This window comes from Streptomyces sp. BI87 (assembly GCF_025957665.1).
Taxonomy (GTDB): Bacteria; Actinomycetota; Actinomycetes; order Streptomycetales; family Streptomycetaceae; genus Streptomyces; species Streptomyces albidoflavus.
Map to the genome: position 1 here is coordinate 5,056,116 of NZ_CP110079.1, position 19,894 is coordinate 5,076,009.

Annotated in this window: 15 protein-coding genes, 1 pseudogene and 1 riboswitch; of the genes and pseudogenes, 6 read left to right on the plus strand and 10 right to left on the minus strand. The window is 74.8% G+C overall.

Going from position 1 to position 19,894, the window contains the following annotated elements; genetic code table 11:
* Positions 1 to 52: 52 nt before the first annotated feature.
* The 6 genes and pseudogenes from OIM89_RS22560 to OIM89_RS22585 all read right to left on the minus strand — a co-directional run bounded on the left by OIM89_RS22560 (position 53) and on the right by OIM89_RS22585 (position 7,160).
* On the minus strand, positions 53 to 445 hold the full coding sequence (locus OIM89_RS22560) for a transglycosylase SLT domain-containing protein (protein ID WP_372587984.1): 393 nt from the start codon (positions 443 to 445) through the stop codon (positions 53 to 55).
* 334 nt (positions 446 to 779) lie between these two features.
* On the minus strand, positions 780 to 1,736 hold the full coding sequence (locus tag OIM89_RS22565) for an ECF transporter S component (protein WP_226965618.1): 957 nt from the start codon (positions 1,734 to 1,736) through the stop codon (positions 780 to 782).
* Between the two features lie 551 nt (positions 1,737 to 2,287).
* Positions 2,288 to 4,003, minus strand: a pseudogene (locus OIM89_RS22570) (ABC transporter ATP-binding protein); the annotation flags it as partial.
* A gap of 64 nt (positions 4,004 to 4,067) precedes the next feature.
* The gene (locus tag OIM89_RS22575) at positions 4,068 to 5,201 is read right to left on the minus strand and encodes a CbiQ family ECF transporter T component (RefSeq protein WP_030698441.1); all 1,134 of its coding nucleotides are present in this window, start codon (positions 5,199 to 5,201) and stop codon (positions 4,068 to 4,070) included.
* Between the two features lie 13 nt (positions 5,202 to 5,214).
* On the minus strand, positions 5,215 to 5,928 hold the full coding sequence (locus tag OIM89_RS22580; RefSeq protein WP_030698442.1) for an SCO2322 family protein: 714 nt from the start codon (positions 5,926 to 5,928) through the stop codon (positions 5,215 to 5,217).
* On the minus strand, positions 5,925 to 7,160 hold the full coding sequence (locus OIM89_RS22585; RefSeq protein WP_030698443.1) for a prenyltransferase/squalene oxidase repeat-containing protein: 1,236 nt from the start codon (positions 7,158 to 7,160) through the stop codon (positions 5,925 to 5,927). The genes OIM89_RS22580 and OIM89_RS22585 overlap by 4 nt, the downstream gene beginning before the upstream one ends.
* Positions 7,161 to 7,268: 108 nt before the next feature.
* A riboswitch (cobalamin riboswitch) is annotated at positions 7,269 to 7,408 on the minus strand.
* Between the two features lie 235 nt (positions 7,409 to 7,643).
* On the opposite strand from OIM89_RS22585, the gene OIM89_RS22590 reads away from it, so the two are divergent.
* Genes OIM89_RS22590 through OIM89_RS22600 form a run of 3 tightly spaced genes read left to right on the plus strand, consistent with a single transcriptional unit; the run spans position 7,644 to position 10,830 of the window.
* Positions 7,644 to 9,038: a glycosyltransferase family 4 protein gene (locus tag OIM89_RS22590; RefSeq protein ID WP_030698444.1), complete on the plus strand. Its 1,395-nt coding sequence runs from the start codon at positions 7,644 to 7,646 to the stop codon at positions 9,036 to 9,038.
* The gene (locus OIM89_RS22595; RefSeq protein ID WP_018894467.1) at positions 9,032 to 9,766 is read left to right on the plus strand and encodes a class I SAM-dependent methyltransferase; all 735 of its coding nucleotides are present in this window, start codon (positions 9,032 to 9,034) and stop codon (positions 9,764 to 9,766) included. Before OIM89_RS22590 ends, OIM89_RS22595 begins: the two co-directional genes overlap by 7 nt.
* Complete coding sequence (locus OIM89_RS22600) at positions 9,763 to 10,830, plus strand: prenyltransferase (protein WP_030698445.1); 1,068 nt, start codon at positions 9,763 to 9,765, stop codon at positions 10,828 to 10,830. The genes OIM89_RS22595 and OIM89_RS22600 overlap by 4 nt, the downstream gene beginning before the upstream one ends.
* A gap of 82 nt (positions 10,831 to 10,912) precedes the next feature.
* On the opposite strand, the gene OIM89_RS22605 is transcribed toward OIM89_RS22600, so the two are convergent.
* The 4 genes from OIM89_RS22605 to OIM89_RS22620 all read right to left on the minus strand — a co-directional run bounded on the left by OIM89_RS22605 (position 10,913) and on the right by OIM89_RS22620 (position 15,471).
* Positions 10,913 to 11,779, minus strand: coding sequence for a hypothetical protein (locus OIM89_RS22605; RefSeq protein ID WP_030698446.1), 867 nt, complete (start codon positions 11,777 to 11,779; stop codon positions 10,913 to 10,915).
* A gap of 191 nt (positions 11,780 to 11,970) precedes the next feature.
* Positions 11,971 to 12,876 carry an N-acetylmuramoyl-L-alanine amidase gene (locus tag OIM89_RS22610; protein ID WP_030698447.1) on the minus strand — a complete coding sequence of 302 codons (906 nt, stop codon included), beginning with the start codon at positions 12,874 to 12,876 and terminating at the stop codon, positions 11,971 to 11,973.
* Positions 12,877 to 12,946: 70 nt separating this feature from the next.
* Positions 12,947 to 13,612: a class I SAM-dependent methyltransferase gene (locus tag OIM89_RS22615; protein ID WP_030698448.1), complete on the minus strand. Its 666-nt coding sequence runs from the start codon at positions 13,610 to 13,612 to the stop codon at positions 12,947 to 12,949.
* Between the two features lie 92 nt (positions 13,613 to 13,704).
* Entirely contained in the window at positions 13,705 to 15,471 is a 1,767-nt protein-coding gene (locus tag OIM89_RS22620; protein WP_264491582.1) for an MFS transporter, read from the minus strand.
* A 324-nt stretch (positions 15,472 to 15,795) separates the two neighbouring features.
* Between OIM89_RS22620 and OIM89_RS22625 the strand changes: the two genes are divergently transcribed.
* The 3 genes from OIM89_RS22625 (at position 15,796) to OIM89_RS22635 (ending at position 19,639) form a co-directional block, all read left to right on the plus strand.
* Positions 15,796 to 17,019 (plus strand): CaiB/BaiF CoA transferase family protein, encoded by a 1,224-nt coding sequence (locus OIM89_RS22625; RefSeq protein WP_217466966.1) that lies wholly within the window; start codon positions 15,796 to 15,798, stop codon positions 17,017 to 17,019.
* Positions 17,020 to 17,084: 65 nt separating this feature from the next.
* Positions 17,085 to 18,278, plus strand: coding sequence for an acyl-CoA dehydrogenase family protein (locus OIM89_RS22630; RefSeq protein WP_030698451.1), 1,194 nt, complete (start codon positions 17,085 to 17,087; stop codon positions 18,276 to 18,278).
* Between the two features lie 194 nt (positions 18,279 to 18,472).
* On the plus strand, positions 18,473 to 19,639 hold the full coding sequence (locus OIM89_RS22635) for a hypothetical protein (protein WP_264491583.1): 1,167 nt from the start codon (positions 18,473 to 18,475) through the stop codon (positions 19,637 to 19,639).
* Positions 19,640 to 19,894 lie beyond the last annotated feature (255 nt).

Sequence of the window (19,894 nt, forward strand, 5' to 3'; positions counted from 1 at the left end):
CGCCACCGGGGTGGCGCGGGAGCCGGAGGGGGATGGCTCAGTGCGGGCCGGCTCAGTACCAGCCGTTGGCCTGCCAGAAGTCCCAGGCGGCGGCCGGGCTGCCGTAGCGGTCGTTCATGTAGTTCACGCCCCACTCGATCTGGGTGGCGGGGTTGGACTTCCAGTCCGAGCCGGCGGAGGCCATCTTGTTGGCCGGCAGGGCCTGGACCAGGCCGTAGGCGCCGGACGAGTCGTTGGTGGCGTGCGGGTCCCAGCCGCTCTCACGCTCGACGATGTTGCTGAACGCCTGGTACTGCGCATCGTCCCCGATCATCTGCTGGGCGATGGCCTGCGGCGATCCTTCGGCGGCCTGGGCCGGAGCTGCGGTGAAGGCGAGGCCGGCCGCGGAGGCGGCGAGGGCGGTGCCCACAGCGATCTTCTTCGGGGTGGCCAGGCGACGCATCATGACGAAGGACAAAGGAGAACCTTCCAACGGGGATCAGGGCTGTCGTCCGCTGCCCGGGAACGGTTCGCAGGAGTGCGTTCCGGCCGGTGCGTTCGGCGACGTCACCAGTGATAGCCGGGGTGCCGTTCGCCTGGCAATGCCCCCATTTACTACGGATTCTCGGAGGAGGGGGAAAAGTCTCTTTCGGATAGTTTGGGGATTTGTGCAGGTGGGGAGCGCCTGGCCGGGGGTGCAGGCGGGCCGTCTGGCTACTAAGGGGCGTAGGGGAGGCCGGAGGGGCCGTGGGGCGGCTCACCCGCGCACCCCCGCGTTCTCACGCTGGGTCGGGTGTCGACTACGAGGATCCGGGGGTTTCGTCCTGGTTCCTCCGGGAAGTGGCGGCCGTTTCGCCGCTCTGCGCGGACGCGTCGTCACCCTGAGGCGCCCTCGCCGGTCCGGGGCCGGCGAACCGTGCCGGGGTGTCGAAGGCGGCCCTGCGGGTGGCCCGGCGCAGGGCGCGCAGGACCGAGGGGCCCAGTGTCAGCGCCAGCACCACCGTGAGTGCGGCGCGCGGCAGGTCCCAGCCCAGCGAGGTGGCGAGGCAGTAGACGAGGAAGCGGCCCAGGTTGTCGGCGACCGGGTCGCCCGGAACGAAGGAGACGCCGGTCGACAGGCCGCCCAGGTAGGTCCAGCCCTGGAGGTTCATGACCGTGCCGTACAGCACGGAGGCGACGGCCCCGTAGGCCGCGATGAGCAGCAGTTCGCCGCGGCCCCGCAGGGTGTCGCGGCCCGGCAGCAGACCCGCGCCCATGCAGACCCAGCCCATGGAGAGCATCTGGAACGGCATCCAGGGGCCGACCCCGCCGGTCAGCAGCGCCGAGGCGAACATCGACAGCGCGCCCAGGACGAACCCGAACCCCGGCCCGAGCACCCGGCCCGAGAGCACCATCAGGAAGAACATCGGCTCGATGCCCGCCGTCCCCGCGCCCAGCGGCCGCAGCGCCGCCCCCGCCGCCGCGAGCACGCCGATCATGGCGATGGCCTTGGAGTCGACCCCGTTGTCCGAGAGGGTCGCGACCACCACCGCCAGCAGCAGCGGCAGCAGGGCGGCGAAGAGCCACGGAGCGTCCTGGGCGTGCGCCAGCCCCGAGTCCGGCGCGGCCAGCAACGGCCACCCGAAGGCCGCCACACCGACGGCGCTGACCAGCACCAGCGTCAGCGCCGACCGGAGCCCGATCCGCACCGCCCGCGCCTGCCGCTGCACCCCGTCGGCCGTCGCGTGGCCCGCCGACGCCTTCCGGACGCCCCGCACGCGCCGCGCCCCTTCCAGCGCCGCACCGTCCAGCACGGCGTCCCGGCCGGTCCGGCCGCCCGGCACCCTGCGCCGGCTCACCGCTGTTCCTCGGCGGCTGGGCCTGCCTGGTCGTCCTCGGAGGCCGCGGTCGTGCCCTCCTCCTCTGGGGCCGGGCCCGTATCGGCTCGCCCGGGCGAGGCGGCCTCGTGAACCTGTCCCAGGGGCTGTGCCTCGCCGGTCCGTGGGCGGGTGCGTGCCGTGCTGTTCTCCTCGACCCGCCGGTTGTTCGGCGTCGGGCTCCGGTCGGCGGTGGGCTGGGGGGACCGCGCCGCGTCCTTCTCCCCGGCCGGGGCGCGGTCCGTGGTCGCTCGGTCGTCGGGTCCGGCACCCGGGGGCACCGACCCGGGGGAGCCGAGGGCGGGGAGCCGCGCGCCCGAGGTCGTGGCCTCCGGGGTTGTGGCCCCCGAGGGGCTGGCCGCCTGTGCGGGGGCCGCTGAGCCCGCGATCTCCGGCCTCGCACCCTCCGGCCCCGCACGCCCCGGTTCCACGACCAGGGCACCCGTACCGGCCGCCGCCCTGCTCAGGGCCGTCTCCACCTGCGAGACCGTGAGCCACGGCTGCGGGGACATGATCTTGGTGACCTGGGGGGCGAAGGAGGGGGAGGAGCGGACGACGTCGGCGGTGGGGCCGTCGGCGACCGGTTCGCCCTCGGCGAGAATGACGACGCGGTGGGCGAGTTCGGCGGCCAGTTCCACGTCGTGGGTGGCGAGGACCACCGCGTGGCCCTCGGCGACCAGGTCGCGCAGGACGGTGACGAGGCGGGCCTTGGCCGCGTAGTCCAGACCGCGGGTCGGCTCGTCCAGCAGGATCAGCGGCGGGCGGGCGGTGAGGACGATCGACAGGGCGAGGGTGAGGCGCTGGCCCTCGGAGAGGTCGCGGGGGTGGGTGGCGTCGTCGATGCCCGGCAGCAGGCGGGCGACGAGTGCCCCGCAGGTGCCCGGCTCGGCCGCCGCGTCGGCGTCGGCGGCGGCGCACTCGGCGGCCACCGTGTCGGCGGAGAGCAGGTCCCGGGGGTCCTGCGGTACCAGGCCGACGTGGCCGATCAGTTCCTGCGGGCGGGTCCGGTGCGGGGTGAGGCCACCCACTCGGACCGTGCCGGAGAAGGGCTCGACCATGCCCACCAGGGAGCCCAGCAGGGTCGACTTTCCGGCGCCGTTGCGGCCCATCAGCGCCACCGTCTCCCCGGCGGCGACCGAGAGCGACACCTCGCGCAGCGCCTCGACCCGGCCCCGCCGCACCGCCAGGCCGGAGACCCGGGCGTACGGCTCGTCGGTTGCGGGCTCCGGGCGCTGGTGGCGGCCCGTGCCGAGGAGCCCGCGCAGCAGGCCCCGGCGGCGTTCCCGCCGGGGCGCGGCCAGGTCACCCGGCGCCTCGGCCGGAGCGGCCCCGCCCGGCGGCGGCACCGGCACCTCGGCCAGCCGCTCGCGCAGCCCGGCCGCCCGGCGGCGGGCGTCGCGGACGGTCAGTGGCAGCGGGTCCCAGCCGGCCAGCGCCCCCAGCGCCACCACGGGCGGCCGGACCGGTGAGACGGCCATGACCTCGGCCGGGAGCCCGGTGACCAGTTCGGCGCCCGGGGCGGCCAGCAGGGCGACCCGGTCGGCGTACTGGATCACACGCTCCAGCCGGTGCTCGGCCAGCAGCACCGTGGTGCCCAGGTCGTGGACGAGGCGCTGGAGCACGGCCAGCACCTCCTCGGCGGCGGCCGGGTCGAGCGCGGAGGTCGGCTCGTCCAGGACGAGGACGCGGGGGTGCGGGGTGAGCACCGAGCCGATCGCGACGCGCTGCTGCTGGCCGCCGGAGAGGGTGGCGAGCGGGCGGTCGCGGAGCTCGGCGAGGCCGAGCAGGTCGAGGGTCTCCTCGACGCGGCGCCGCATCACCTCGGGGGCGAGGCCCAGCGACTCCATGGCGTAGGCGAGTTCGTCCTCGACGGTGTCGGTGACGAAGTGGGCCAGCGGGTCCTGGCCGACCGAGCCGACCACGTCGGCGAGTTCGCGCGGCTTGTGGGAGCGGGTGTCGCGGCCCGCGACGGTGACCCTGCCGTGCAGGGTGCCGCCGGTGAAGTGCGGGACGAGGCCGTTGACCGCGCCCAGCAGAGTCGACTTGCCGACCCCCGACGGGCCGACGAGCAGCATCAGCTCGCCCTCCTCGACGGTGAGGTCGACCCCACGCACCGTCGGCTCCGGCGCGCCGTCGTACCGCACCGACACGTCCTCGAACCTGATCACACCGCACCTCCACGAGAGCCCTGCCACCGCGCCACCCCACTGCCCCGCACCACTCCGCCGCCGCTCACGTGGACTCCGGGGGCCGGGGCGCCACGAACGCCGGGACCAGCCCGAGCAGCACCGCCGCCGCCGGCCAGAGTGGCAGCTCCGGAGTGGTCAGCGGCACCGTCGGCGGGTTGAGCTGCGCCGGCGCCAGTGAGCCGAGATGGATCAGGAGCGCGGCGACCGCCACCCCCGAGCCGGCGACCACCCAGGCCCGCACCCCCCACCGGTCGGGCCGGTACCGGCTGCGCACACTCCGCCGCCCGCCGAGCCACAGCCCGGCCAGCGCGGCGGCAAGACCCAGCGCCAGCACCGGCACCCCGAACCCGCCGCCCTGGTCGGCGAGGAGACCGTACGTACCGAGGCAGACGCCGATCAGGCCGCCCACCGTGAGGGCGGCCGTGGTGCGGCGGACGGCGGGCGGGACGGCGGCGGTCCGGCCGTAGCCCCGCGCGTCCATCGCGGCGGCCAGTGCCACCGACCGTTCCAGCGCCCCTTCCAGTACGGGCAGGCCGACCTGGAACAGGCCGCGCAGCCCCCGGTCGGGGCGGCCGCGCAGCCGCCGGGCCGCGCGCAGCCGGCGGACGTCGGCGACCAGGTTCGGGGCGAAGGTCATGGCGACGACCACGGCGACGCCCGCCTCGTACAGGGCGCCCGGCAGCGATTTCAGCAGCCGTGCCGGGCTGGCCAGGGCGTTGGCCGCGCCGACGCAGATGAGCAGGGTCGCCAGCCGCAGCGCGTCGTAGAGCGCGAAGAGCATGCCCTCGGCGGTCACCCGGCCGCCGAGCCGTACCCCGCGTGCCCACTCGGGCAGCGGGACCTCGGGGAGGGTGAACAGGACGTGGGTGCCCGGCACCGGTGAGCCCAGCACCATGGCGAAGAGCAGCCGGATGGCGATGATGACCAGGCCGAGTTTGACGAAGGCCCCGTAGCTGCGGGCCCACGGCGAGCTGGTGCGGCGGGCCGCGACCACGTACCCGGCGACGCCGATCAGCAGGGCGAGCAGCAGCGGGTTGCGGGTCCGCGAGGCGGCGGCGGCCAGCCCGAGCGCCCACAGCCACCACGCCCCGGCGTGCAGCGCGTTGGAGCGCGTCGCGAGCGGGGCGAGCAGCGCCGGGCGTACCCGGCGCGCCTGCTGGAGAGGGCCGTGCGCCATCGTGACCAGCCGCTCAGCCGCGCCGGCGGCGGGACTGCCAGAGGGCCGCCACGCCCAGCACGGCCACCGCGCCAATCCCGACGAGCAGCCCGGCCGAAGGACCGCCCCCGCCCGAAGCGGAACCGGAGTCCGACTCCTCGCTTCCGGGGGAGGCGGCGTCGGAGGACTCCTCGGCGGACGGTCCGCCCGCCCCCGAGACCTGCTCGCCGCACCCGGTTTCCGGGTAGCCGTCGATGGCGCAGAGCATCGCCGAGGAGTCGTACCGCAGCGGCGGGGCTACCGCCGCCAGCGCGTCGGCGGCACTCGCGTCCTCCGCCACGCTGGCACAGGCGGTACGGGCCTTCGGCGGGCGCTCGCCCCCGGGCGCGTCGGCGGTGGTGCCGAAGTCCAGGACGAGCGCGATCCGCTTGCGCCCGTCGCGCTCCTCGGTGCCCGCGCAGATCTCCGCGAAGGCGGCCTTCGGGCGGGGCGCGGCGGAGTCGTCCGCCTCCGCGCTCACCGCGAACCGGAATCCCTGCACCGAGCCGTCCTCCGGGCGGAGCTGGGCCGGTCCCTGGGTGGCGTAGCTCCAGGTGGCGCCCTCGCGCTCCCAGAACGACCAGTAGCGGTACCCGGCGGCCTGCGCGGGCGCCGCCACGAGCACGGCCAGCAGCAGGCCGAGGAGCAGCGCGAGCCCCGCCCGCAGGGTGGTGCGGGCGGGGCGGGACGCGGTGGGGCCGGGGGTCACTTGCGGCCGGACTTGTTGCGCAGGCTGATCATCAGGCCGATGCCCGCGCCGACGAGCACGCCGACACCGACGATCCACCAGACGCTGATCTGCGAGCCGTCCTCGTCCACCACCTGCTTCGCGGAGTCCTGGGCACTGGGGGTGTCCTCCGCGGACTTCGGCGCGGGGCCGGTGGCGTTCAGCCCGGCGACCAGGTCGGTGGAGCCGAAGGCGCGCGGGTCGGTGCCGGTGGCGTGGGCGGTCAGGACGAGCTGGGCCCAGGCGGACGGGCCGGACTGCTCCGCCCAGGCGGGGCCGTTCTTCTCCAGCCAGGCCAGTGGCTTCTTCGCGGCGTCGGTCAGCCCGGCCGCGTACAGCGCGGTGACCGCGTCGGCGGTGTTGCCGGTGTCGGGCTGGTCCTCGGCGCCGGGCATGGCGGAGGTCAGGTGGCCGTCCTTCTTGAGGACGTCGGCGAGGTGGGCGGCGCCGTTGGCGGCGGCCGCGCGGGCGTCGGCCGGCTTCTCGCAGGCGGTCTGCGCGGCGGACTCGCCCTTGGTGACGACGAGGGAGGAGCCGAGGCCGCCGAGGACTCCGGCGGCGGTGGCGTCCTCGTTGGCGGTGAGGTCGCCGTTCTTCTCCGGCTGGAAGGCGAAGGCGCCGCCGTCGGCGCACGTCAGGCTGAGGCCGAGCAGCGCGTCCTCGGGGGTCTTGCCCTTCTTCGAGGTGACCGCGCCGGCCTTGGTGCCGGTGGCGGCGAGGGCGCCTATCACCAGCGAGGTCGAGTTGGTGTCGGTGTCGCCGCCGGGCGTGTAGCCCCAGCCGCCGTCGTCGTTCTGCGCCGCCTTCAGCCAGTCGACGGCCTTGCCGACCGCCTCGTCGTGGCCGCCGAGCGCGGCGAGCGCCTGCACGGCCGTGGCCGTCTGGTTGGTGTCGACCGGAGTCTTCGTGTCGCAGTCGGCCGACGGCTCGGCGCGGAACGGGGCGAACGAGCCGTCCGCGCACTGCTGGCCGGTCAGCCAGTCGACGGCCTTCGCGGCCGGCTCGACCCCGGCGGTGTGCTGCGCGAGCAGCGCGAGGGACTGGCGGTAGACGCCGTCGTAGGTCGGGTCGCTGTCGCCGTACAGGCCCGAGGGCACCTTCTTGACGGAGGGGGCGGGGGAGTCCTCGGCGACGGCGGCCGGAGCGAAGGCGGCCGACGCCGCCGTCAGTGCGGTCAGCGCGGTGAGCGCCAGGGCGCTGCGACGGACGGTCATGGGTGGGGTGCCCTCTCCTGAAGGAAGCCGGGCACGGGCGCGCGAAGGCGCCGGGCTCCGGCTCCGTATGCCTCGACGGTGCCGGCCGCCGGAGGGGTCCGGCGGCGTGAGCCGGTCATGAGTCCGAGGAGGCATTCCGGCTCCGCCGGCCCGCTCTCGCGGGCGGCTCACGGCTGCGGGTCAGCGCCGGATTCCCACCGGCTTCCCCTCACACGGTCCTGACGACGACCCGGTCACTGTACCGGTGCGGGCGCGGGGCGGTCCGGGGCCGCCGTCCGCCCCCGTGCCAAGGGCCGGGAGCCGCAGGGCCGCCCCTGGCCGGCCGTGGTGTGAATCACCTGTTCCGAAGGTTCTGAACGAGCTACCTGCCGGTAGATTCGATGCTTCGTGAACGATCAAGACCGACCGCGGTGAAACTTGTTGCGGATCGGAGTCCCGGCGTAACCTCCCGGGACCATCGGGCTGGCAGAAGGGGACCGGGCAGTGACCGCTGAGGCCATGGAGGCGGACCCCGCACGCGAGGAAGCCGCCCCGGAACAGGCCTCGGGCGATCCCCTCGCCGACGGCGCCAGGCCCCTGCGCATCGCCCTCCTCACCTACAAGGGCGACCCCTTCTGCGGCGGCCAGGGCGTCTACGTCCGCCACCTCTCCCGCGAACTGGCCCGCCTCGGCCACCACGTCGAGGTCATCGGCGCCCAGCCCTACCCCGTCCTCGACGAGGGCGTCCACCTCACCGAGCTGCCCAGCCTCGACCTCTACCGCCAGCCCGACCCGTTCCGCACTCCCGGCCGGGGCGAGTACCGCGACTGGGTCGACGCGCTGGAGGTCGCCACCATGTGGACCGGCGGCTTCCCCGAGCCGCTCACCTTCAGCCTGCGCGCGCGCCGCCACCTCGCGGCCCTCGCCGGGCGGTTCGACGTGATCCACGACAACCAGACGCTCGGCTACGGCCTGCTCGGCGGCGACCGCGCCCTCGGCGCCCCGCTCGTCACCACCGTGCACCACCCCATCACCGTCGACCGGCAACTGGAGCTGGACGCCGCCGGCTCCTTCAGGCGCCGCCTCTCGGTCCGGCGCTGGTACGGCTTCACCCGGATGCAGAAACGTGTCGCCCGGAAGCTGCCCTCGGTCCTCACCGTCTCCGGCACCTCGCGCCAGGAGATCGTCGACCACTTCGGCGTCCGCCCCGACCGCGTCCACGTGGTCCACATCGGTGCCGACACCGACCTCTTCTCGCCCGACCCGTCCGTCGCCGAGGTGCCCGGCCGGATCGTCACCACCTCCAGCGCCGACGTGCCGCTCAAGGGCCTCGTCCACCTGGTGGAGTCGCTCGCCAAGATCCGCACCGAGAACCCCGACGCCCACCTGGTCGTCGTCGGCCGCCCCGCCGAGGACGGACCGGTCGCCCAGGCCATCGAACGGTTCGGCCTCACCGACGCCATCCAGTTCGTCAAGGGCATCAGCGACACCGAACTGGTCGACCTCATCCGCTCCGCCGAGATCGCCTGCGTCCCCTCCCTCTACGAAGGCTTCTCGCTGCCCGCCGCCGAGGCCATGGCCACCGGCACCCCCCTGGTCGCCACCACCGGCGGCGCCATCCCCGAGGTCGCGGGCACCGACGGCGACACCTGCCTCGCCGTGCCGCCCGGCGACGCCGGCGCGCTCGCCGCCGCGCTCGGCAAGCTCCTCGCCGACCCGGAGCTGCGCCGCCGCCTCGGCACCGCGGGCCGCGCCCGGGTCCTCGCCAAGTTCACCTGGCGCCAGGCCGCCCTCGGCACGGTCGCCCACTACCGCCAGGCCATCGCCGGGAGCCCGGGTCGCCCCGCCGCCCCGGTCACCACCGCCCGACCCGACCGCGAAAGCAGGTCCACGTGCTGACCGTCGACTTCACCCGCTTCCCGCTCGCCGCCGGCGACCGTGTGCTCGATCTGGGCTGCGGAGCGGGACGCCACGCCTTCGAGTGCTACCGGCGCGGCGCGCAGGTGGTCGCCCTCGACCAGAACGGCGAGGAGATCCGCGAGGTCGCCACCTGGTTCGCGGCGATGAAGGAGGCCGGTGAGGCCCCGGCCGGCGCCACCGCCACCGCGATGGAGGGCGACGCCCTCAACCTGCCGTTCCCCGACGAGTCCTTCGACGTCGTCATCATCTCCGAGGTGATGGAGCACATCCCCGACGACAAGGGCGTCCTCGCCGAGATGGTCCGCGTCCTCAAGCCCGGCGGCCGCATCGCCGTCACCGTGCCCCGCTACGGCCCCGAGAAGGTCTGCTGGGCGCTCTCCGACGCGTACCACGAGGTCGAGGGCGGCCACATCCGCATCTACAAGGCCGACGAACTCCTCGCCAAGATGCGCGGCGCCGGACTCAAGCCCTACGGCACCCACCACGCGCACGCCCTGCACAGCCCCTACTGGTGGCTCAAGTGCGCGTTCGGCGTCGACAACGACAAGGCGCTGCCGGTCCGCGCGTACCACAAGCTGCTGGTCTGGGACATCATGAAGAAGCCCGCCCTGACCCGGGTCGCCGAGCAGCTGCTCAACCCCGTCGTCGGCAAGAGCTTCGTCGCCTACGCCACCAAGCCGCACACCCCGACGGCGGCCGCCAAGTGACCGCTCCCCGGACGGAACACCTGGTCCTGCCCGGGGTACTGACCGAGCAGCAGGCCCGCGCCACCGTCGCGGGCCTGCTCGCCGTGCAGCGCGCCGACGGCGCCATACCGTGGTTCCGCGGCCACCACCTCGACCCGTGGGACCACACCGAGGCCGCCATGGCCCTCGACGCGGCCGGCGAGCACGAGGCCGCCGCCCGCGCCTACGCCTGGCTCGCCCGCCACCAGCTGCCCGACGGCTCCTGGTACGCCGCCTACGCCGACGGCGACGCCGAGGAGCCCACCGACCTCGGGCGCGAGTCCAACTTCACCGCCTACGTCGCGGTCGGCGTCTGGCACCACTACCTCGCCACCGGCGACGACGCCTTCCTCGACCGGATGTGGCCCGTGGTGGTCGCCGCCGTCGAGCACGTCCTCGCCCTCCAGCAGCCCGGCGGGCAGATCGGCTGGAAGCGCGAGGCCGACGGCACCCCCGTCACCGACGCGCTCCTCACCGGCTCCTCCTCCATCCACCAGGCGCTGCGCTGCGCGCTGGCCATCGCCGAGCAGCGCGAGGAGCCCCAGCCCGACTGGGAACTCGCCACCGGCCTCCTCGCCCACGCGATCCGCCGCCACCCCGAACGGTTCCTCGACAAGAACCGCTACTCGATGGACTGGTACTACCCGGTCCTCGGCGGCGCCGTCAGCGGGGCCGAGGCCAAGGCCCGCATCGACGAGGGCTGGGACCGCTTCGTCGTCCCCAAGCTCGGCGTGCGCTGCGTCGTGCCCAACCCGTGGGTCACCGGCGGCGAGAGCTGCGAACTGGCCCTGACCCTCTGGGTGATGGGCGAGTCCGACCGCGCCCTGGAGATCCTCCAGTCCGTCCAGCACCTGCGCGACACCGAGAGCGGCCTGTACTGGACCGGGTACGTCTTCGAGGACGAGGCGATCTGGCCGCGCGAACTCACCACCTGGACCGCCGGTTCGCTGCTCCTCGCGGTCGCCGCGCTCGGCGGCGACGAGCCGACCTGCGCCGTTTTCTCCGGCTCCCGGCTCCCGGCGGGCCTCGCCCCCGAGTGCTGCTGACCCGCACCCGGACCCGTCCACGCGAAGCGGCCCCGCTCCCGGATTCCTCCGGAGGCGGGGCCGCTTCGCGCGTACGCGAGGGTCAGCCGCGCTGGATGCCCGTGGTGTCCTGGAGGACGCCGCGGCGGCCCTCCTGGGTCTGCGCGATCAGCGCGGCGCCGCGCTGCTCGACCGCCAGGTACCAGTTGCCCGGGGCGAGTTCGGCGATCGGCGTCGGCGCGCCGTCCTCGCCGTAGAGCGGCCGGGCCACCGGCACCGCGAACCAGAACGGGGCGAACTCCCCGCCCTGCGAAGGCGCCTGGGGCTGCTGGGCCTGCTGCTGCGGCTGCGGCGCCTGCTGGGCCTGCGCCTGCTGGGCGTCGAAGGGCTGGCCGGGCTGGCCGCCGTACGACTGGGGCTGGCCGGGCTGCGCGCCGTAGGGCTGCTGCTGGGCGCCCGGGTAGCCGTAACCGCCCTGCGGCTGGCCGCCGTACGGCTGCGGGGTCTGCGGCTTGGGGGCGCCGATGAGGGCGCCCTTGAGGGCCGGGACCAGCGGGGTGGCGACGGCGGCGCCCGCCAGGATCAGCGCGGCGATGAGGCCGAGGATGAGGCCGGCGCCCGCGTCGGGACCGGCGCTCCCGGTGTCCAGCGAGCCGCCCGGGTCGAAGATGGCACCGAGCGCGCTCCACGCGGCGAAGACCGAGATGACGATGCCGGCCTGGCCGAGGTCGATCCCGGCGACCTTGAGGGGGTTGGGGAGCATCCGGGCGACCACGATCAGCGCGGCCCCGATGACGCCGGCGAGGTAGACACCCATCACGAGGGCTCCGTTGTCCCACGCCATCGGGAGCTCCACGCCCGCGCAGGCCGAGCCGTCACAGCTCCAGGTGGAGAGGAACGAGGCGACGAACAGCAGCACCGCTGCCACGATCACCACGCCGTCGCCTCGTGTGAGAGAGCGGATATTCACTTCAGGTCCTTCGTCAGTCGTCTCGTGGTCAAGTGGGCGTCCGCTGTCGCCCTGGCGCAGTGCCGGTGCGAAGCGTGGGGGCGACCCCCCATCGTACGGAGGACACTACCGTCCGTCCCCGTGGGGTGTCTGCCGGGAAAGAAGGTCTGTCAAGACCTGCACAGCCTCCCCCCGAACGGCCTGCGGAGCACCTACCCCCGCAGGTGGAGCGTGATGCCGTCGGCCATCCCGAGCGCCGCCTTCTGACGCCAGTCCGCGTCCTTCAGCAGGGCGGCGTCCTGGGCGTCGCGCATGTTCCCGCACTCCACGAAGACCTTCGGAACCGTGGAGAGGTTGAGTCCGCCGAGATCGTCGCGGACGTCGAGGCCGGTGCCCCCGCCGATGTAGTTGGAGGGCGCGGAGCCGGTGCGCTGCACCAGCTTGCCCGCGATGCGCTCCCCGAGGCGCCGGGAGTCCGCGACGATCGGCCGGGTGTCGGCTCCGCCGCCGTGCACCGCCGCCGGGAGGATCACGTGGAAGCCCCGGTGGCCCGCCGCGGTGGAGCCGTCGGCGTGCACGGAGACGACGGCGTCGGCCTTCGCCTCGTTGCCGATCCGGGCCCGCTCGTCGACGCACGGGCCGAACGGCCGGTCGCCGTCCTGGGTCAACTTCACGGTGGCGCCCCGCTCTTCGAGCAGATCGCGCAGCCGGTGCGCCACGTCGAGGGTGAACTCCGCCTCGGCGTACCCGTCGTTGGTGGAGGTCCCGGTGGTGTCGCACTCCTTGCGGTGTGTCCCCACGTCGACCTGCCGGTTGATCTCGGCCGTGTGATTCCGGTTCCCCGGGTTGTGGCCCGGGTCGACCACCACGGTCTTCCCCGCCAGCGGGCCCGAGGCGGGCTTGCGGGAGGACTCGGTGCCGGAGGGGGGATTCCCGGACGGTTCCGCCGACGACTCCTCGTCCGCATCCGGCGACGGCTCCCCGGAGGGCGAGGCCGGTGCGCTCACCGAGGGCGCGGCCGCGCCCCGCCCGTCCCCGCCGTCCTCCCCGCCCGAGCCCAGCGCCTGCCACAGCAGCCAGCAGGCCAGCGCGGCGGGCACCACGGCCGCCGCGGCCACCAGCCCCCACCGGCGGCCCGCCGGGCGGCGTCCCTCGTCTGCTTCCCCGTCGTACGACACGCCCGCGATGCTATCGGCGCCCGGTGTCCGGCGCGGACTTGCGGAGCACCCGCAGCGAACCTGTCACCGAGACCTCGGTGAACAGGCCCGACTCCAACGCCCGCAGGCAGATCCGGTACGGGGCCTGGCCGCCGTCGGCCGGGTCGGGGAAGACGTCGTGGATCACCAGGAGGCCCCCGTCCGCCACCTTCGGCGCCCAGCCCTCGTAGTCGCCGTTCGCGTGCTCGTCGGTGTGGCCGCCGTCGACGAAGACCAGGCCGAGCGGGCCCTGCCACACCGCCGCCACCTGCGGGGACCGGCCGACCAGCGCCACCACGTGCTCCTCCAGGCCCGCCGCGTGCAGCGTCCTGCGGAAGGTCGGCAGGGTGTCCATCCGCCCGACCACCGGGTCCACCACCTCGGGGTCGTGGTACTCCCAGCCGGGCTGCTGCTCCTCGCTGCCCCGGTGGTGGTCGACGGTGAGCGCGAGCACGCCCGCCCGCCGGGCCGCGTCGGCCAGCAGCACCGTGGAGCGCCCGCAGTAGGTGCCGACCTCCAGCAGCGGCAGCCCCAGACCGGCCGCCTCGACGGCCGCCGCGTACAGCGCCAGCCCCTCATCGACGGGCATGAAGCCCTTGGCGTTCTCGAACGCCGCGAGGACGGCGGGGTCGGGGGCGGCGACGGCCTGCTGTTCCATGCGGGACGCTCCAGTACGCGAGGGGGGCGATGGCCGCCCCATCGTGCCGTACGCCCCGGGCGCGCGGACCGGCGGGGCGCCCCGGCCGCAGGTCAGGGCGCCAGTGCCGCTCCTGTCCTGGCCTGCCCGGTCACCAGTTCCACGGGGGCCGGCGCGGTGGCGCCGCCGGTGTGCACCGGTACGGCCTGCGGGGTGTGCCCGCTCGCCGAGGCGACCAGGAGGTGCCGGCCGGGGCCCGGCGCGGTCAGCCGGAACGCCCCCGCCTCGTCGGCGGTGGTCCGGGCGGTCTGCACGCCGCCCGGGGTGAGCAGGGTGACGTTGGCGTGGGAAACGGGCACCCCGCCGGCGTCGCGGACCCGTCCGGTCAGCGCGTACGGGTCCTCCCGCGGCGCGGCCGGCTCCCCGGGGGGCGGGGTGAGGGCCTGTTCCGGCCGGGCCGGCAGCCCCGCCGGGAGGAAGAAGGCAAGCACCACGCCGACCGCGACCGCCCCCGTGGCGATCAGGAAGGCCAGCCGGAACCCGGTCATCGACGGCACCTCCACCCCGCCGAACGGGACGGCCGTACCGGCCAGCACCATGCCGATGACGGCGCTGGACAGGGAGGTGCCGACCGACCGCATCAGCGTGTTCAGGCCGTTGGCCGCACCGGTCTCGCGCGGGTCGACGGCGCCGATGATCAGCGCGGGCAGCGAGGAGTACGCCAGCCCGATCCCCGCGCCGAGGACCGCCGCGATCACCGCGGTCTGCCAGGCCGCCGAGAGCAGCGCCTGCCCGCCGCCGTAGCCCAGCATGATCACCGCCATGCCCAGCAGCAGCGTCGAGCGGGGCCCGTAGCGGGTGGAGAGGCGGGCGTAGAGCGGGGAGACCAGCATCATCGTCAGGCCGAGGGGGGCCATGCACAGGCCGGCCACGATCATCGACTCGCCCAGGCCGTAGCCGGTGGCGGTGGGGAGCTGCACCAGTTGGGGCAGGACCAGGGAGACGGCGTAGAAGGCGACGCCGAGCATGACCGAGGCGAGGTTGGTCAGCAGGACCGTGCGCCGGACGCTGGTGCGCAGGTCGACCAGGGGCGAGGGGGAGCGCAGCTGGTACAGCCCCCAGCCGGTCAGCACCAGCACGCCCGCGCCGAACAGGCCCAGCGTCGCCGGGGCCGTCCACCCCCACTCGGTGCCCTTGGTGACCGGCAGCAGCAGGCAGATCAGGCCCGCCGCCAGTCCCAGCGCCCCGGGCAGGTCGAAGCGGCCCTCGGCGCGCACCGGGCTCTCCGGGCAGATCCGCCAGGCCAGGGCGAAGGCGGCGGTGCCGAGGAGGGCGGAGGCGACGAACAGGGCGTGCCAGTCGGCGTGCTGGGCGATCAGCGCGGCGGCGGGCAGGGCGAGGCCGCCGCCGACGCCTATGGAGGAACTCATCAGCGCCATCGCCGAGGGCAGCCGCTCCGCCGGGAGCACGTCCCGCATGATGCCGATGCCCAGCGGGATGGCGCCCATCGCGAACCCCTGGAGCGCCCGGCCCACGATCATCGGCACCAGCGCGGAGGTGAGGGCGCAGAGCACCGAGCCGCCCACCATCACGGCGAGGCAGAGCAGCAGCAGCCGCTTCTTGCCGTACAGGTCGCCGAGCCGCCCCATGACCGGCGTCGCCACCGCGCCCGCCAGCAGGGTCGCCGTCATCACCCAGGTCGCGTCGGCGACACCGGTCCCCAGCAGCACCGGCAGATCCTTGATGACCGGCACCAGCAGGGTCTGCATCACCGCCACCGTGATCCCCGCGAAGGCGAGGACGGCGACGATGGCGCGGCCACCGCCGGGAGAAGGGGACGGAACCTCCGGGGCGGGGGCCGGATCGGGGACCTGCGGCAAGGGGACCTCCTGGTGAGCTTGGGGAACGGGCGGGCAGGGGGTATCACCCCGGCGCACCAACTACGTGTACGGAGAAGCTGGTTGACGGCTCCACTATTCCCCCTCGCCGCGCGCTCCGGGTGGGCGCCCCGGAGGCACGCGCCCCCGCACGGGACGCGTCAGGGGGCGCACCGGGGGAGCGCGGACGAGCCCGGACGGTGCCCGGACCTGGCCTCCGTCATGGACCTGGCCCGATCGGCTCGGGCAGAGTGATCCCGTCGCGCGACGCACCACGCCACCCGCCGCGGCCGGGACAGACCCCTGCCGCCCACCAGTGGAGGACGCATGCAGCAGCCCGCCCCCGGGCCGGCCCCCGAGCGCCCCGGCCCGCTCGCCGGAATCCGCGTCGTCGACCTCTCCAAGATCCTCGCCGGGCCCTACCTGACGATGTCCCTCGCCGACCTCGGCGCCGAGGTCGTCAAGGTCGAACACCCCGTCGGCGGCGACCCCACCCGCCGCTGGGGCCCGCCCTTCCAGGGCGACGACGCCACCTATTACCTCGCCGCCAACCGGAACAAACGCTCCCTCACCCTCGACCTCACCACCGAGCGCGGCGAGGAGGCCGCCCACCGCCTCCTCGCCCGCGCCGACATCGCCGTCGAGAACTTCCGCCCCGGCTCCTCCCTCGCCCGCACCTTCGCCTACCAGGAACTGAGCGCCCGCCACCCCCACCTGGTCGTCCTGCACCTCTCCGCCTTCGGCGAGCAGGGCCCCCTCGCCGGGGAACCCGGCTACGACATGACCGCCCAGGCCGCCGCCGGCCTCATGTCCCTCACCGGCGAACCCGACGGCCCCCCGGTGAAGGCCGGCTACGCCATCGGCGACCTCGGCGCCGCCCTCTTCGGCCTCGCCGGAGTCACCGCAGCCCTCGTCGAGCGCGCCCGCACCGGCAGGGGCCAGTACCTCACCACCTCCCTCTACGAGTCGCAGCTCGCCCTGCACGTCAACTGGGCCACCGCCCACTTCGCCACCGGCGAGCGCCCCACCCGGCTCGGCTCGGGCCACCCCAGCCTCGTCCCCTACCAGGCGTACGCCACCGCCGACGGCCACCTCGTCGTCGCCGTCGGCAACGACGCCCTCTTCCGCTCCCTCGCCGGAGCCCTCGGCCTCCCCGCCCTCGCCGACGACCCGCGCTTCACCACCAACAGCGCCCGCGTCACCCACCGCGACGCCCTCAACGCCCACCTCGAACCCCTCCTCGCCACCCGCCCCACCGCCCACTGGAGCACCCTCCTCCAGGGAGCCGGGGTCCCCGCCGCCCCCGTCCGCCACCTCGACGAGGTCTACGCCTCCCCGCAGACCGAGGCACTCGGCATGGTCCAGACCGTCGACCACCCGGCCACCGGCGGCCCCCTGCGCCAGGTCGCCTTCCCGGTCAGCTTCCAGGGCGTCCGCCCACCGGTCCGCACCGCACCGCCCGCCCTGGGCGAGCACAGCGCCGAGATCCTCACCGAACTCGGCTACGACGAGGCCGAGTCGGCCCGCATCCTCGGCGGGCCCGGCACCTGACCCGCCCCCGAACGGCCGCATCCCGTACCACCGCCGCACCCATCCCCGACCCTCAGGGAGACCGCATGTCCGCCAGCACCCGCCGCGCCCCGCTCGACCCCGTCGACCCGCTGGGCCTCGAAGCGCTCCTCGGTGACGAGGACCGGGCCGTCCGCGACACCGTCCGCCAGTACTGCGACGACAGGATCGCCCCGCACATCGGGGACTGGTTCGAGCGCGGCGAGATCCCCGACCTGCCCGAACTCGCCCGCGACTTCGGGTCGATGGGGCTGCTCGGCATGCACCTGGAGGGGTACGGCTGCGCGGGCACCAGCGCGCTGGCCTACGGCGTCGCCTGTCGCGAACTGGAGGCGTGCGACTCCGGGCTGCGCTCCTTCGTCTCCGTGCAGGGCTCGCTCGCCATGTACGCCCTGCACCGGTTCGGCTCCGAGGAGCAGAAGCAGGAGTGGCTGCCGCGGATGGCCGCCGGAGAGGCCATCGGCTGCTTCGGCCTGACCGAGCCCGACCACGGCTCCGACCCCGCCTCGATGCGGACCCGCGCCCGGCGCGACGGCGGTGACTGGGTCCTCGACGGCCGCAAGATGTGGATCACCAACGGCGCTGTGGCCGCCGTCGCCGTCGTCTGGGCCCAGACCGACGACGGCATCCGGGGTTTCGCCGTCCCCACCGACGCCCCCGGCTTCTCCGCCCCCCTGATCAAGCGGAAGATGTCCCTGCGCGCCAGCGTCACCAGCGAACTCGTCCTGGACGGGGTCCGCCTGCCCGCCTCCGCCGAACTCCCCGGCGCCCGGGGCGTCTCCGCACCCCTGACCTGCCTCAACGAGGCCCGCTACGGCATCGTCTGGGGTGCGCTGGGAGCCGCCCGCTCCGCCTGGCAGGCCGCCGCCGACTACGCCGGCCAGCGCGAGCAGTTCGGCAAGCCCATCGCCGCCTTCCAGCTCACCCAGCAGAAGCTGGTGGACATGGCCCTCGAACTCCACAAGGGCACCCTCACCGCCCTGCACCTCGCTCGCCTCAAGGACAGCGAGAGCGGCGTCCACCCCGCGCAGATCAGCTTCGGCAAGCTCAACAACGTCCGCGAGGCCATCGAGATCTGCCGCACCGCCCGCACCATCCTCGGCGCCAACGGCATCTCCCTGGAGTACCCGGTCATCCGCCACATGAACAACCTGGAATCCGTCCTCACCTACGAGGGCACCACCGAGATGCACACCCTCTCCCTCGGCCAGGCCCTCACCGGCCACGCCGCCTTCCGCTGACCGCGTCCCCCTCCCCGCATCGGGCTGGTAACGGTCCGGGCTCCCCTCTCCCCCCCGCCCCTGACCTGCGGATACGTTGGCAGCTCCGGGGGGCGCGGGGGAGCGTGACGGGGGAGTGCGGCACAGGGCGCCCGCCGGCCGGACAACCACCGGCGCGGTCAGGGGACGCGCGCCGTCGACAGGGGGGGACCCACATGACGTACGGACAGCCAGGGCCGGGGCCGGGTGGCCAGGGCGGCGGGCAGGGCCCGGGACAGCCCGGCGGACCCGGGTGGGGGCCGCCGCCCCCGCCGCCCTGGGGCTGGGGATGGCCGCCGCCCGCGCCGAAGCCGGGCGTCATCCCGCTGCGCCCGCTCCAGGCCGGCGACATCTTCGGCGGCGTCTTCGCGACGATGCGCCGGTACCCGGGGGGCCTGTTCGGGGTGGCGGCCGTGCTTCACGGCGGGTACCTCGTGGTCGCGGCCGGAGCGCTGTTCGCCGGCTATCTCACCCAGCGGGAGACGATCGACCGGCTTCTCGACAGCTCCGCCGCCAGGCCACCGCGCGGCTCCGAACTGACCTCGGTGCTGCTGAGCTTCGGCCTGATCTGGTTCCTCGTCGTGGCGCTGGGCCTGGTCGTCAACGCAGCTGTCGCCGTGGCCTGCACCACCGTCACCCGTGAGGCGGTGCTCGGCCGGCCCGCCCGGTTCGGACAGGTCCTCAGGTCGGTCAAGCGCTTCCCGACCGTCGTGGGCATCCAGTTGCTGAGCGGGTTGATCGTGGCGATCCCGGTCGGCCTGATGTTTCTCTTCTTGGTTTTGACCATGGCCGCGCTGCTCTCCCAGGGGGACATGGGCCCCTGGCTGGTGCTGATGCCGTTCCTGATCCTCTGCGCGACCCCGCTCGCCGTCTGGCTGTTGATCAGGCTGGCCCTCGCCACCCCCGCGGCCGTGTTCGAGGGTCAGCGCCCCGTCGGCGCGCTACGCCGCTCCGTCCGGCTGGTCCGTGACAACTGGTGGCGCACCTTCGGCCTGCTGCTGCTCGCCGGCCTCATGGCGATGGGGCTGAACCTGGCCGTGCAGATCCTCACCGAGGTGTTCCAGAGCCCCACCCACCCGCTCGTCGTCGACCCGGCCACGGAGCGGTTCGGCAGCGCGGAGGTGCGCGCCCTCTTCGCCGACGCCCTCGGTGCCACAGCGATCGGGTTCGTGGTGCTCTCCCTGGTCCAGATCGCCACCATGACCCTCACCCACCTCACCGCCGCCCTCGTCTACGTCGACCTCCGTATCCGCAAGGAGGGCCTGGCCGACGCCCTGATCGGCGAAGTGGGGCAGGGCGCTCCGGGACCGCAGACGCCGCCCGCGACGGGTCAGGGCGGCTGAGACCACCTGGTCTCCGGCGCGTGACGGGGCCGCCGCACGGCGGCCCCGTCACGCGCCCCGGCCGAGGTGCCCCAGCGGCCGTCTTGCCCCGGGCGCACGCACGAGGCTCGGGGCGGCACGGAATTCTGCGGCGACCGGCGACCGGCGACCGGCGACCGGCGACCGGCGACCGGCGACCGGCGGGCTCCCGCCCGGCCCCGCCTCGGCGCCGCCCCCCCGCCTCGGCCCGTGGACCTACGTCCCCCCGCCCACCAC

What these genes read in the sequence shown, in the direction of transcription:
- OIM89_RS22560 (WP_372587984.1), bottom strand. Translation starts at nt 445, where the DNA reads ATGATGCGTCGCCTGGCCACCCCGAAGAAGATCGCTGTGGGCACCGCC.
- OIM89_RS22575 (WP_030698441.1), bottom strand. Translation starts at nt 5,201, where the DNA reads ATGGCGCACGGCCCTCTCCAGCAGGCGCGCCGGGTACGCCCGGCGCTG.
- OIM89_RS22585 (WP_030698443.1), bottom strand. Translation starts at nt 7,160, where the DNA reads ATGACCGTCCGTCGCAGCGCCCTGGCGCTCACCGCGCTGACCGCACTG.
- OIM89_RS22615 (WP_030698448.1), bottom strand. Translation starts at nt 13,612, where the DNA reads ATGGAACAGCAGGCCGTCGCCGCCCCCGACCCCGCCGTCCTCGCGGCG.
- OIM89_RS22625 (WP_217466966.1), top strand. Translation starts at nt 15,796, where the DNA reads ATGCAGCAGCCCGCCCCCGGGCCGGCCCCCGAGCGCCCCGGCCCGCTC.
- OIM89_RS22630 (WP_030698451.1), top strand. Translation starts at nt 17,085, where the DNA reads ATGTCCGCCAGCACCCGCCGCGCCCCGCTCGACCCCGTCGACCCGCTG.
- OIM89_RS22635 (WP_264491583.1), top strand. Translation starts at nt 18,473, where the DNA reads ATGACGTACGGACAGCCAGGGCCGGGGCCGGGTGGCCAGGGCGGCGGG.